A 13,233-nucleotide genomic window follows, 5' to 3' on the forward strand; every position below is an offset into this window, starting at 1 on the left:
CGTGTAGTAGCGCTTGTCGCCGCCGAGCCGGTAGTACGACGCGTTGTCCAGGCCGCGCAGCGACAGCGTGGGGCCCAGGTGGCTGCCCTCGGCGGTGTGGTTGTAGACCACGTCGAGGATCACCTCGATGCCCGCGCGGTGCAGCGCGCGCACCGCCGTCTTGAACTCCAGCACCTGCTGGCCGCGGTCGCCCAGCGAGGAGTAGCCGTTGTGCGGGGCGAAGAACCCGATGGTGTTGTAGCCCCAGTAGTTGGCGAGCCCGGCGTCGGCCAGCCGGTGGTCCTGGACGAACTGGTGCACCGGCATCAGTTCCAGCGTGGTGACGCCGAGTTCGACCAGGTGGCTGATGACCGACGGGTGCGCGAGCGCCGCGTAGGTGCCGCGGATCTCCTCCGGCAGCCCCGGGTGCGTCATCGTCAGGCCCTTGACGTGGGCCTCGTAGATGATCGTCTTGTGGTACTCAATGCGCGGCGGGCGGTCGTCGGCCCAGTCGAAGTACGGATTGACGACCACCGAGGACATCGTGTGCGCGGCGGAGTCCAGGTCGTTGCGGGAGTCGGGCTGGCCGAACCGGTAGCCGTAGACCGACTCGTCCCAGTCGATGCCGCCGCTCATCGCCTTCGCGTACGGGTCCAGCAGCAGCTTCGCGGCGTTGCAGCGGTGGCCGCGCGCCGGGTCGTACGGGCCGTGCACCCGGAAGCCGTAGCGCTGGCCGGGCATCACCCCGGGCAGGTACGCGTGCCGGACGAAGGCGTCCGCCTCGCGCAGCTCCACCGCGGTCTCGGTGCCGTCGTCGTGCAGGAGGCACAGTTCGATCCGCGTCGCCACCTCGGAGAAGACGGCGAAGTTGGTGCCCGCGCCGTCGTAGGTGGCGCCGAGCGGGTAGGAATGACCCGGCCAGACTTGCATGTGAGGACTCTTCCGCTCCGGGGAACCGGCCGCGCGGAGGGTGACCGCCCGCCGGGAGTGACGTTGCGACAGCATCTTCCCATCCCACCCCTCCCGAGAGTGACATCGTCGCAACAGCCTGCGACGGAAGGGGCGATGGGGTTGTCTGCTAGTAGTCAAGTAAGGTCGTTCCGGCTGCGACACCCCCCGCACCGCAGTACCCTTCCTTGATCGTGGACGGGGGTGGGAGGCGGTGACGTGGAGACGGCCGGAGGTCTGATGCTCCCGGGTGGCGGCGAGCAGGGTGACCGGCACGCCCCGGGGGAGGCCCCGGACGGCGAGGCCGCCACGCTGCCGGGCGTGGTCTCCGTCGCCGCGCCGGTGGAGATCGGCACCGAACTGGACTGGGGCGCCGAGGACTGGGCCGAGGTGCGCACCCGCGCCCGCCGGGCCGGCCGCGCCTACGTCTGGCTGAACCTGGTCGAGCAGCGGCTGCGCGCGGTGGTCAACGCGGTGCTGCGGCCCATCTACGAGCCGGTGCACGGCGAGGAGTGGGTGGTCGCCGCGGCCGGTCCGGCCGGCCACGAGTGGGTGCAGCGGGCCGTCGCGGTGCGCGAGGTCAGCCGCCGCAAGGGCTTCCTGCTCGACCCCGCCGACGACAACGTCCTCAGCTTCCTGACGCTGCCGCAACTGCGCGAGCTGCTGGTCCAGCACTGGCCCTGCTTCGAACCCTACTTCGACGACCGGCGCGACCTCGAACTCGCCCTGGACGAACTCGAAGTGGCCCGGCACGTGGTCTCCCGCAACCGGGCGCTGTCCCGCACGGTGCTGGACCAGGCCGAGCGGGCCTGCGCACGGCTGCTGGAGACGCTGGGCTCGGGCCCGGCGCGTACGGCCGCGCAGCGGCTGCCGGTGGACGCCGTGGAGGAACTGGTCGCCGACCGCTACTCCGACGTGATCGGCGTCTACCCCGACCGGGTGCGCCTCCAGCGCCAACTGCCGGTGGAGGACCTGTTCGCCGGGGCCCGGCGGCTGGACGCGGTCGGCATCGGCCTGAACCTGCTGGTGCAGAACTACTCCGGGCGGCGGCTGGTCCGCCTCGCGGAGTCCGGCTGCCGGGTGCGGCTGCTCTTCCTCAACCCCGCCAGCAGCGCGGTGCGCCGCCGCGAGCGCGAACTCGGCCTCGGGCGCGGCGAGCTGGGCCGCGCGGTGGAGATGAACATCCTGCACATGCGGCGGGTCCGGGCCCGGGTGCGCGACCAGGGCGCCTTCGAGATCCAGGTGTTCGACGAGACACCGCGCTGCACCGCGTACCTGGTGGACGGGGACAGCACCGACGGCCTCGCGGTCGTGCAGACCTATCTGCGCCGGGCCCGCGGCATGGAGGTGCCGGTGATGCTGCTGCGCGGCGGCAACCGGCGGGTGGTGGGCGGTGACACACCGGCCGAGGGCGGTCTGTTCGACGTCTACCGCGAGGAGTTCGAGGGCATCTGGGCCGACTCCCGCCCGGTGTCCTGACCCGCCCCCGCCCCCTACCACGCGCCCGGTGCGTCAACGGCCCGGCCCCGGGGCCGGAGTGTCAGTGCTTCAGGCGATGATGGCTGGGCACACGGGGGAGAACGGCTGGAAGGACACGCCATGGCATGGCACGAGGATCTGCTGGTCGGCTTCGACCTGGAGACCACGGGGACCGATCCGCGGCAGGCCCGCATCGTGACCGCGGCGGTCACGGAGGTCAAGGCGGGGGAGCCGGTGCGGCACCGCGGGTGGCTCGCCGACCCGGGCGTGCCCATCCCGGCGGAGACCACCGCCATACACGGCGTCAGCACCGAGCGGGCCACCGCGGAGGGGCGGCCCGCCGCCGAGGTCGTCGCCGAGGTCGCGGACGCGCTGCGGGGCTACTGGGCGGCGCGGGTGCCGGTCGTCGTCTACAACGCGCCCTTCGACCTCACCCTGCTGGACGAGGAGTTGGCGCGGTACGCGCTGCCCCGGCTCACCGCGCAGGGCGGCACCGCCGGGCCGGTGATCGACCCGCTCGTCATCGACCGGGCGCTGGACCGCTACCGCCGCGGCAAGCGGACGCTCGAAGCCGCCTGCGGGGTCTACGGAGTGGTGCTCGACGGCGCCCACGAGGCGGGCGCCGACGCCCTCGCGGCGGTGCGGGTGGCCCGGGCGGTGGCGCTGCGGTACGCCGAAGCGGGGGAGGCCGATCTGTGGGAGCTCCAGGACAAGCAGCGGGCCTGGTACGCGGCGTGGGCGGAGGACTTCCAGGGGTGGCTGCGCCGCAAGGACGCTGCCGCTGTGGTGGACCCGAACTGGCCGCTCCGCGGGTAGGGCCGGGTGCCCCCGGGGTGCCCCGTCCTGGGGGTGCCGGATCTGACGGTCCGCTGTGGCTGGTCGCGCAGTTCTCCCCCAGAGCTTCGCCTGGGAGGTGCCCCCACGCGCCCCTGAGCAACTGCGGCTTCTTCCGCGAAAAGAGCCGAGCATCACCAGGGGCGCGTGGGGCCAAGGGGCACCCTGTGGGCGGTGCGGGTCAGAAGGAGTACCAGCGGACGGACGGGTCCTCGGCTCTCAGGGAGGCAACCCTCCGGCGGAACTCGGTGCGGGCCGCGGGGTTGGCGGGGGCGTGCTGGGCGACCCAGGCGCACCCGGCGGTCTCGCGGGCGCCGCGCAGCGCCTCGTAGCCGTCCCAGGTGGTGACGTCCCAGCCGTAGGCGGCGGTGAAGGCGTCGTAGTCGCAGGCGGGCACCCCGTAGCGGTCGCGGCTGAGCGCCTGGACGACGAGGTCGTGCTCGCGCAGGTCGGAGGAGAAGGTCTCCAGGTCCAGCAGGACCGGCCCGTCGGGCCCGATGTGCACGTTGCGGGGCAGGGCGTCGCCGTGGATCGGGCCGCGCGGCAGGCGCGGTACGAGGTGGGCCGCAGCGTGGGCGAACTCGTCTCTGCGGCGGCGCAGGTAGGCCACGTCGGCGGGGTCCACGAAGTCGCCGGCGGCGCGCAGCCACCGCTCCACCCCGGCCAGCAGGTCCCGCGGCGGCAGCCCGAAGTCCGGTTCCGGCAGGGCGTGGACGAGCCGCAGCAGCGGCGCCACGTCGACCGTCTCGGCCGGCCGCAGCGACTCCGGCAGCCGCTGCCAGTAGGTGATCGGGTGCCCTTCCACGAGCCGCACCTCGGACTCGGCCGAACGCACCGCGGGCACGTCGTGCTTGGCGAGCCAGTCCGCGGTGCGCACCTCGCGCTTGGCCCGGTCCAGCAGGTCGGAGCCGCGCCCCACTTTGATCACCAGCCGCCCGGCGGCGAACACCGCGTTCTCCCCGAAGGAGAGCAGGTCCGCCTCCCGGTGCCCGGCCGCGTCCAGCACCGCCCGCGCCCGGTCCTGCGTGAACACCGCGTCCGCCATGCCCAGCCTCTCGCTTCTTCGCCCTGCGGCCCACCCGCAACCGTCCGACCGCATATGCCAGAGGTATCGGCATGCGGCGGCGCCACGGCAAGTCTCGCACCCGCGCCCTGTGGATTCCCTCGTGGTTTCCGGGAAGTCCGCTGGGAGTTGCCGCGAATACGTACCCGCCGTACCGATGAGTTACGACCCCGGCACTGGTCGTATCACGTGACGGCCCCCGCAGGTGGCCGAAACGGGCCAGCGAGCCGGACCGAAAACGCGAGACGGGACGCGAGGTGGCGCAGTGGCGAGGGTGGTGTCCCTGGACGCGGGCGGCCTCGCCGCCGACCGGGGCACGCTGGCCGCGCTCGCCCGGGTGGCCCTGGCCGCGCGCCGCTCCGGCCGCCGGGTGCGGCTGCGCGGCGCCTCGCCCGCGTTACGTGGCCTGCTCGAACTCGCCGGGCTCGGCGGGCAGTTCGAGTGGCAGCCCGAAGAGCGGGAAGAGCCGCTGCACGTCGAGGAAGGAGTTGAGCCCGCTGACACGGCCGGCGGAGACCTCCAGCACTTGCAGGGCCCACGCGCGGTGGCCGCGCCCGGCGGGGTCCCGGCGGTACTGGCCGAAACCGAGCGTGCCGTTGGCGGCGACCGGCAGCAGCCGTGAGCCCTCGCACTCCCGGCCGGTGCCGGTCAGCCAGGCCCGTATCTGCTCATGGCCGCGCAGCCACATCGGGTACGGCGGCATGGACAAGGTGGCGTCCTGGTGGAGGAGTTCGGTCAGGGCGTCCAGGTCGTACCGCTCGAAGGCGTCGACATAGCGCTCCAGCAGCAGCTGCTGCTCCCGGTCCATGGCCGCGGGAGCCGCCGCCGGGCCGGACGTGGGGGCGCCGGAGGGGGTTTGCCCGGCCTCGTGGGAGGAGGAGACCCCGGCGCCGGCCAGGGTGGCGCGGGCGCGTTGCAGGGCGCTGTTCACCGACGCCACGGTGGTGCCCAGCAGTTCGGCGGTCTCGCTCGCCTTCCAGGCCAGCACCTCCCGCAGGATCAGCACCGCGCGCTGCCGGGGCGGCAGGTGCTGGAGCGCGGCCACGAAGGCGAGCCGGATGCTCTCGCGGGAGACCACCACGTCCGCCGGGTCGCCCGACGACGGCAGGGCCCGCACGTCCGGCACCGGCTCCACCCACTCCGCGGCCGGGGTGCGGTCGGGCAGCATCGCGTCGGCCCGGCCGGCCGGGGACAGGTCCATCGGCCGGGCCCGCCGCCGGCCGGCCTTCAGGCTGTCCAGGCAGACGTTCGTCGCGATGCGGTACAGCCACGAGCGCAGGCTCGCCCGGCCCTCGAAGCCGCCGGCGCCGCGCCAGGCGCGCACCATCGTCTCCTGCACCGCGTCCTCGGCCTCGAAGGCGGAGCCGAGCATGCGGTAGCAGTACCCGGTCAACTCCGCCCGGTGCGCCTCCAGCCGCTCCTCGATCCCGCCGCCGGGTCCGGCCGGTCCGGCCGCCACCGCGGCCCGCGTGCTCTGCCCTACGCTCATGACGGCCACCGTACCGGCGGGCACCGACAGTGCCCCCGAACCGAGGCGGCGCGGGGGCACTGTCGTTGATCCGTGCAGGTCGCGGGGGATCAGACCCGGTCGGGGACCGCGTGGCGCGGCCGGTCGCCGGCGGCCGGCGGCTCCGACACGGCCGACTCGTCGTGCGTCATGTCCGGCAGCCAGCGCAGCCACCGCGGCAGGTACCAGTTGCGCTCGCCGAGCAGCGTCATCACCGCCGGCAGCAGCACCCCGCGGATCACGGTGGCGTCCACCAGCACCGCGCAGGCCAGGCCGACCCCCATCTGCTTCATGCTCTGCATCGACAGTGTCCCGAAGATCGCGAAGACCGCGACCATGATGACGGCGGCGCTGGTGACCACGCCCGCGGTGGTGGTGATGCCGTGCTCGATGGCGCCCTTGGTGGTCAGGCCGCGGCTGCGGGCCTCGCGGATACGGGAGACCACGAACACGTGGTAGTCCATGCTCAGCCCGAAGAGGATCACGAACAGGAACAGCGGCAGCCAGGCCACCACCGCGCCGCTGCTGTGCGCGCCGACCAGCGAGGCGCCCACGCCGTGCTGGAAGACCAGGGTCAGCACCCCGTAGGCGGCGCCCACCGACAGCAGGTTCAGCGCGATCGAGGTCAGTGCGACGGTCAGCGACCGGAAGGACAGCAGCATCAGCAGGAAGGCGAAGACGATCACGAACGCGAACACCGGCGGCACGCTGCTGGTGATCTTGTGGGTGAAGTCCATCGAGGACGCGGTCTCACCGGTGACCGGCGCCTGCACCCCGCCGACCTTCCCGAGCGTGTCGGGCCGTACCTGGTCGCGCAGCAGGCGCACGTCGGCCTCGGCCTTGGCGCGGTCGCTGCCGCCGGCCAGGGGGACGTCGATCTGGGCGACGTTCTGCGCGCTGTGCACGGTGACGGTGACCGGGCCGGTGCTGGCGCCCGAACGGACCGCCTCCGCGCGGAAGTCGGCGATGGCCTTCTTCACCTGCGGCGCGTTGATCGCGTCGGCCTTGACCACCACGTGCGCCGGGTCGGGACCGCCGGGGAAGGCGGCGTTGATGTGCTCGTAGGTCTTGATGATCGGCAGGCCGTCGCCCAGCTCCTGCTGGGTGGTCAGGTTCGCGGTGTGCATCGAGAAGGCGGGCACCGCGAGTGCGATCAGGGCGCCGCCGGCGACCAGCGTGGAGACCTTGGGGTGGCGCAGCACCGGCCGCAGCACGGTCCGCCAGAAGCGGCTGCCGCCGTGCGCGGCCTGGGCGCGGGCCCCGGCGCCGCGGGACCGGCGGCCGATCAGCGGCACCCGGCCCTTCTCGACGCGCTCGCCGAGGATCGACAGCAGCGCGGGCAGCACCGTCACGGAGCCGAACATCGCGATCGCCACCACGATCATCGTGGCCATGCCCATCGCCTTGAAGTCGCCGATGCCGGTGAAGAGCATCCCGGCCATCGCCACGATCACGGTGAACCCGGAGATCAGCACCGCCCGGCCGGAGGTGGCCGCGGCGATCCGTAGCGCGGTGGCCGCGTCGTGGCCGGCGGCGCGCTCCTCGCGCTCCCGGCGCAGGTAGAACAGGCAGTAGTCGACGCCGACGGCCAGCCCCACCAGCAGCATCACGGAGTTCGCGGTGTCGCTCATCGGGATGGCGTGGCTGACCAGCGCCACCACCCCGCCGGCGCCGAGGAACGCGGTGATCGCCAGTGCCACCGGCAGCAGCGCGGCGACCAGCGCGCCGAACGCGATCAGCAGGATGGCCAGCGCGACCGGCACCGCGGAGTACTCGGCGGTCTTGAAGTCGCTGCCGAAGGCGTTGTTGACCGCGTGGTCGCCGCTGGCGTCGCCGAACTCCTCGATCCGCAGGTCCGGGTGGGCCCGCTGGGTCTTCGCCACCGCGTCGAGCACCGGCTGCACATGGTCGGGGGCGTCGTCGGCCGACCCGCGCATGTCGAACCGGACCAGCGCCGAGCGGTGGTCCTCGGATATGGCCTGGGTGTCGTACGGCGAGGTGATCGCGGTCGTCAGGCCGGTGGCGCGCACCGCGCCCACCACGTCGGCGACCGCGGTGCGGACCGCCGGGTCGGTGACGGTGCCGTGCGGGGTCTGCACCAGCACCATCTCGCCGGCCTTGTCCTGGAGCCCGGCGTCGTCGATGATCGTCGCCGCCTGGTTGACCTCGCCGGCCATGGAACGGGACTGGTCCAGGTCGGTGCGGCCGACCGACTGGCCGATCACCATGACGGCGATGACGAAGAGCAGCCAGCCGCCGACCGCCGCCCAGCGGTGCCGGGCGCTCCAGCCTCCCATGGCCGCCGCGATGCCCGTTCTGCTGCCGTGTGCGCGAGCGCGACTCACGGTGTCCCCCTTGAAGGATCGTCGTGGGTGGCGGCTTGTCGACCTGCCGCTCTGTCACCCATGACGCTATGGGCCCGGGGGACGCGCACCCATCCGGCCAACAGGTGACTTCCGGTGAGGTGTTCTCCCTCCTGAGGGTGGGGCTGTCCCCACCCCGGCGTCGGGGGCGGGCCCTGACCGCGGCGGTGGCTGCCCCTTACACGCAGCGCGCGGCGGGCGGCGCGGGCCGGTTCAGGCAGCGGGCGCGCCGGACCCGGCGCCGGCCAGCGCGGGCCGCAAGACCGGGCCGGGCAGCGCCTCGTCGTAGCGGCGCAGCAGCAGTTCGGCCACCTCGGGCGCCGGTCCCAGCACGTCGGCGAGCACGTCCGCGCCTGCCTCCCGCGCGCCCCGCGCGATCCGGTCCGGCAGGAAGCCGGGCGCGAGCACATACGGCGCCACGGCGATCCGCCGTACGCCCTCCGCGCGCAGCGCGCGCACCGCGTCCTCGGTGCGCGGCAGGCAGGCGGAGGCGAACGCGGGCCGCACGGCGCACCAACCGGTACGCCGCCACTCCCGCGCGATATCAGCGAGCACCGCGCCCGCCTCCGGGTCGGTGGAGCCGGCCGACGCCAGGACGACGCCGGTGCCGGCCCGGTCGCGGCGCCGTACCCCGGCCGCCCGCAGCCGCCGCTCCAGGGCGGCGACCAGCAGCGGCGAGGGGCCGAGCACGCCCGCGGTCCGCAGCCGCAGCCCCGGCAGGCGCGCGGCGGCGTCCGCCAGCACCGCCGGGATGTCGGCCTTGGCGTGGAAGGCCCGGGTCAGCAGCAGCGGCAGCGCCACCACCTCGCGCACCCCGCCGCCGGCCAGCTCCCGCAGCGCGTCGGGCACCGACGGGGTGCAGAAGTCGAGGAACGCGGTGTCCACCCGCAGCCCCGGGCGGGCCGCGGCCGCCCGCGCGGTGAGCGCCCGTACGGTCGCGGCGTGCCGCGGGTCGCGCGAGCCGTGCGCGATCACCAGCAGCGCGGGCGGGTCCGTACGGGCGCGGCGCACGGCTACTGGGCCCGCGCGGTCAGGCCGCGGCTGCGCAGCACCCACCGCTCCAGCGGGCTGAAGACGATCAGGTCGATCGCGATGCCCACCACGAGGATCAGCAGGATGCCGAGGAAGACCCCGGCCATGTCGGAGGCCTCCCGCATGTTCTCCAGGTAGCGGCCCAGCCCCACCCCGAGGTCCGGGGAGGACGCGATCAGCTCGGCGGCCATCAGGGAGCGCCAGGAGAACGCCCAGCCCTGCTTCAGCCCCGCGACGTAGCCGGGCAGGGCGGCGGGCAGCAGGATGAACCAGGCGCCGCGCAGCCCGGTCGCGCCGATGGTGCGGCCGGCCCGCAGGTACAGCGGCGGCACCTGGTCGATGCCGGCCACCAGGCCGTTGGCGATCGACGGGACCGCGCCGAGCAGGATCACCGCGTACATCGCCGAGTCGCTCAGCCCCAGCCAGATCACCGCGGCCGGCACCCACGCCACCGACGGCAGCGACTGGAGCCCGGACAGGATCGGCCCGATCGCCGCCCGTACGAACGGCACCCGGGCGACCAGCAGGCCCAGCGGGGTGCCGATCACCAGCGCGGCCAGGAAGCCGAGCAGGCCGCGCTCCACGCTGGTCCAGATGATCGAGAACAGGTCGCCGGCGTTCCACCGGTCCACCAGCTCCTGCCACACCGCGTGCGGGCTGGGCAGCTTCGTCGGGTCGGCGACCTTGCCCCACGCGCACAGCTGCCAGACCACCAGCACCAGCACGGCCGCGCTCAGCGGCGGCAGCACCTTCTTCAGCAGCACCTGGCCGACCGGGGTGCGGCCGGCCGCGACGGTCTCCAGCGCGTCCAGGCCGGCCTCCAGGCCGGACAGGTCCTGCTCCTGCCGGGCGTCCTCCGCCTGCCGTGCCCGCTGGTCGCCGCCGAGCGGCTCGGTGCCCTTCGCTCCGGTCTCAGTGCTGGCCATGGCGGCGGATCTCCCCACGGAGTTCTTCGGTGATCTCGACGGACAGGTCGGCGACGCCCGCGTCCTCGATGCGGCGCGGCTGCGGGATGTCGATGGCCCACTCCCGGTTGATCCGGCCGGGCCGCGAGGACAGCAGCACGACCCGCTGCGCGAGCCGGACCGCCTCGCGCACGTTGTGCGTCACGAACAGCACCGACAGGTCCGTCTCGGACCACACCCGGGTCAGCTCGTCGTGCAGCACGTCCCGGGTGATCGCGTCGAGCGCCGCGAACGGCTCGTCCATCAGCAGCAGCTGGCTGTCCTGGGCGAGCGCCCGGGCCAGCGCGACGCGCTGCCGCATGCCGCCGGACAGCTCGTGCACCCGCTTGCCGTAGGCGCCGCCGAGCCGCACCAGCGACAGCAGCCGCTCGGCCTCGGTCCGGCGCTCCTCGCGCGGCACCCCGCGCAGCCGCAGCGCCAGTTCGATGTTCTTGCCGGCGGTCAGCCACGGGAACAGCGCGTGCTCCTGGAACATCAGCGCCGGCCGCCCGCCGGGCGTCTCGATGGCGCCGGCCGACGGCTTGTCCAGCCCGGCCACCAGGTTCAGCAGGGTGGACTTGCCGCACCCCGAAGCCCCCAGGAGGCAGACGAACTCGCCCGGTGCCACGTCCAGCGTGATGTCGTCCAGCACGAGCTGCCCGGCGCCGGGCCGGCCGAACGCCTTCGAAACATGGTCGATGCGCGCGGCGTACCCGGCGGGTCCCGCCGACGGTGCCGCGGGGCCGGTGAGGGTGTCGGCCATGGTGGTCACCTCCTGGGGTCCTCGGTTGCACATGGGATGCGGTGGATGGGAGCGGGGGTTACTGGGTGCCGAGCCCGGCGGCACTGACCGTCGGCTTGCCCTGCTCCTTGAGGACCTTGTTGAGCAGCGTCAGGTCGTAGATCCCGTCCAGCTTCGGCGACTTGAGCAGGCCCGCCGCCACCGCGTGCTCCGCCTCGGCCTTCGCGGTGCTCGCCAGCGGGTCGTCGACCACGCTGATGGACTTCCACGCCGGGTCGAGCTGGCTGGCCGGCAGCGCCTTCTGGGTCAGCGCCTTGAGCTGGGCGTTGGCGTCGGCCTTCGCCTTGTCGGAGTTGGCGTTGATCCACGCGTTGGTCTTCACCGAGCCGCGCAGCACCGCCTCCACGACGTCCGGGTGCGCGGTGAGGAACTTCTGCGACACGATCACGTTGGTGATCACGAACTGCTTGTTCGGCCACAGCGTGCTCTCGTCGACCAGCACCTTCGCGCCCTCGTCCACCAGCTTCGACGCGGTGGGCTCCGGCACCCACGCGCCGTCGATGGAGCCGTTGGCGTACGCCTGCGGGGTCAGCGAGTTCTCGGTGCGCACCACCGACACGTCGCCCTTGCCGCTCTGCGCGTCGACCTTCCAGCCCTTGGACTTGATGAAGTTCAGCAGCGCCACGTCCTGGGTGTTGCCCAGCTGCGGGGTGGCGATCTTCTTGCCCTTGAGGTCCGCGACCGTCTTGATCTTCTTCGGGTTGACCACCAGCTTCACGCCGCCCGAGGCCGAACCCGAGATGATCTTCAGGTCGGAGCCGTTGGACTGGGTGTAGCCGTTGATGGACGGCGAGGGGCCGATCCAGCCGATGTCGATCGAACCGGCGTTGAGCGCCTCGATCTCCGCCGGACCCGCGTTGAAGGTGGCCTGCTTGATCTTGGTGCTGCCCAGCTCCTGCTGGAAGAAGCCTTCCTTCAGCCCGACCAGCGCGGTGGCGTGGGTGAGGTTCGGGAAGTACCCGATCTTCACCTCGTCGGTGGAGAGCTTCTTGGTGTTCGCGCTGCCGCTGGCGGCCGGCGCGGTGGTCGCGGAGTCGTCGGACTTGTCGGAGCCGTAGCCGCAGGCGGTCAGCGCGCCGAAGAGGATCGGCAGCGCGGCGGCCGCGGCGAGGAGTCTGCGGCGGCGCGACGAGCGGTGCGGCGCCGAGGTGCGGGGCAGGGCAGACACGGGTGTGTCCCTTCGTAAGGCCCGGCGTGTCGCGCCCGGTGGAGGCTAGGGCGCGGCCGGAGTGGCGTCAGGTCTTCGAAAGCGGGGCCGCGGCGCGGTGCGCCGGGCCCGGTGGGGCGGTCTGGGCCGGGTGGCCGGGCAGCCCGGCGGGACGCCGGGGGTGCGCGGTGCGCGGCACACGGTGGTCGCGGCGGTGGTGCGGGCCGCGGCCGGGCGGGTCAGCCCGCACATCGCGGGACCCCGCCCGTTCCGGCGCCGAGCGTGCCGCTGCCGACCCGCCCGCCTTCCTTCGCGAAGCCCGAGAAGGCTTCCTTGGTGGGCTGCACCGTCAGAAGTCCCATCCGTCGTCGTCGGCGGCCGGTGCCTGCGGGCGGGCGGCGAACGGCTCGCCGGCCATGCCCGCGGTGAGGGTGGCGCCGTCGGCGGGGTCGATCAGCAGGAACGATCCGGTCAGCCGCGACTCGGCGTAGGCGTCGACCGGCAGCGGCTCGGCGGTGCGCAGCACCACCGCGCCGATGTCGTTGACCTCCAGCGCCGCCGGGTGCTCCTCGTGGGCGAGGCCGTCCGACAGGTCGATCCGGTACGGCAGCGCCTTCACGATCGCCTTGACGGTGCGGGTGGCGTGCTTGAGCAGCACCCGCTCGCCGACCCGCAGCGGCCGCTCGTGCAGGTGGCAGGCGGTGGCGGTGATGTCCTGGGTGGTGGCGGGGGCATGGGCGGTCGGCGCGATCAGGTCGCCGCGGGAGACGTCCACGTCGTCGGTGAGCAGCAGCGTCACCGACTGGGGCGCCCACGCGGTGTCCACGGCCGAGCCGAGCGCGTCGATGCCGGCGATCGTGGTGGTGCGGCCGGAGGGCAGCACCGTCACCGGGTCGCCCACCCGCAGCAGCCCGGAGGCGATCTGCCCGGCGTAGCCGCGGTAGTCGGGGTGCTCGGCGGTCTGCGGCCGGATCACGTACTGCACCGGGAAGCGCGGCGGGCAGGACGTCAGGTCGTGGCCGACCTTCACCGTCTCCAGGTGCTCCAGGACGGTCGGGCCGCCGTACCAGTCCATGTTCGCCGACGGCTCGACCACGTTGTCCCCGGCGAGGGCGGAGATCGGGATGGCGGTGAC

General features: G+C 73.6%; 10 protein-coding genes and 2 pseudogenes. 3 read left to right on the forward strand and 9 right to left on the reverse strand.

What is annotated here, in order from left to right; genetic code table 11:
* Positions 1 to 909: pseudogene (locus tag WA788_RS34640) on the reverse strand (glycogen debranching enzyme); the annotation flags it as partial.
* Positions 910 to 1,167: 258 nt separating this feature from the next.
* Between WA788_RS34640 and WA788_RS34645 the strand changes: the two are divergent.
* Together WA788_RS34645 and WA788_RS34650 are read left to right on the forward strand one after the other, a co-directional pair.
* Positions 1,168 to 2,406 (forward strand): SAV2148 family HEPN domain-containing protein, encoded by a 1,239-nt coding sequence (locus tag WA788_RS34645; RefSeq protein ID WP_335984352.1) that lies wholly within the window; start codon positions 1,168 to 1,170, stop codon positions 2,404 to 2,406.
* 120 nt (positions 2,407 to 2,526) lie between these two features.
* Positions 2,527 to 3,222: an exonuclease domain-containing protein gene (locus WA788_RS34650; RefSeq protein WP_335984346.1), complete on the forward strand. Its 696-nt coding sequence runs from the start codon at positions 2,527 to 2,529 to the stop codon at positions 3,220 to 3,222.
* Between the two features lie 199 nt (positions 3,223 to 3,421).
* Here the strand turns inward: WA788_RS34650 and WA788_RS34655 are convergent, their stop codons facing one another.
* Positions 3,422 to 4,285 carry an aminoglycoside phosphotransferase family protein gene (locus tag WA788_RS34655; protein WP_335984347.1) on the reverse strand — a complete coding sequence of 288 codons (864 nt, stop codon included), beginning with the start codon at positions 4,283 to 4,285 and terminating at the stop codon, positions 3,422 to 3,424.
* A gap of 295 nt (positions 4,286 to 4,580) precedes the next feature.
* Between WA788_RS34655 and WA788_RS34660 the strand changes: the two are divergent.
* Positions 4,581 to 4,670, forward strand: a pseudogene (locus WA788_RS34660) (hypothetical protein); the annotation flags it as partial.
* A 30-nt stretch (positions 4,671 to 4,700) separates the two neighbouring features.
* On the opposite strand, the gene WA788_RS34665 reads toward WA788_RS34660, so the two are convergent.
* The 7 genes from WA788_RS34665 to WA788_RS34695 form a co-directional block, all read right to left on the reverse strand.
* Positions 4,701 to 5,792 (reverse strand): sigma-70 family RNA polymerase sigma factor, encoded by a 1,092-nt coding sequence (locus WA788_RS34665; protein ID WP_335984348.1) that lies wholly within the window; start codon positions 5,790 to 5,792, stop codon positions 4,701 to 4,703.
* 89 nt (positions 5,793 to 5,881) lie between these two features.
* Positions 5,882 to 8,107 (reverse strand): MMPL family transporter, encoded by a 2,226-nt coding sequence (locus WA788_RS34670; RefSeq protein ID WP_335984353.1) that lies wholly within the window; start codon positions 8,105 to 8,107, stop codon positions 5,882 to 5,884.
* A gap of 279 nt (positions 8,108 to 8,386) precedes the next feature.
* Positions 8,387 to 9,184, reverse strand: a complete 798-nt coding sequence (locus tag WA788_RS34675; RefSeq protein ID WP_335984349.1) for a sirohydrochlorin chelatase — start codon at positions 9,182 to 9,184, stop codon at positions 8,387 to 8,389.
* Positions 9,185 to 9,186: 2 nt separating this feature from the next.
* The gene (locus tag WA788_RS34680; protein ID WP_335984350.1) at positions 9,187 to 10,131 is read right to left on the reverse strand and encodes an ABC transporter permease; all 945 of its coding nucleotides are present in this window, start codon (positions 10,129 to 10,131) and stop codon (positions 9,187 to 9,189) included.
* Complete coding sequence (locus WA788_RS34685) at positions 10,118 to 10,921, reverse strand: ABC transporter ATP-binding protein (protein ID WP_435129923.1); 804 nt, start codon at positions 10,919 to 10,921, stop codon at positions 10,118 to 10,120. The genes WA788_RS34680 and WA788_RS34685 overlap by 14 nt, the downstream gene beginning before the upstream one ends.
* A 49-nt stretch (positions 10,922 to 10,970) precedes the next feature.
* The gene (locus tag WA788_RS34690) at positions 10,971 to 12,119 is read right to left on the reverse strand and encodes an aliphatic sulfonate ABC transporter substrate-binding protein (protein WP_443034141.1); all 1,149 of its coding nucleotides are present in this window, start codon (positions 12,117 to 12,119) and stop codon (positions 10,971 to 10,973) included.
* A gap of 328 nt (positions 12,120 to 12,447) precedes the next feature.
* Positions 12,448 to 13,233: elongation factor 1-alpha C-terminal domain-related protein (locus WA788_RS34695; protein ID WP_443034142.1), on the reverse strand; the 786-nt coding region annotated here is incomplete at its 5' end.

It is taken from the genome of Streptomyces sp. CA2R106 (assembly GCF_037034245.1).
Taxonomy (GTDB): domain Bacteria; phylum Actinomycetota; class Actinomycetes; order Streptomycetales; family Streptomycetaceae; genus Actinacidiphila.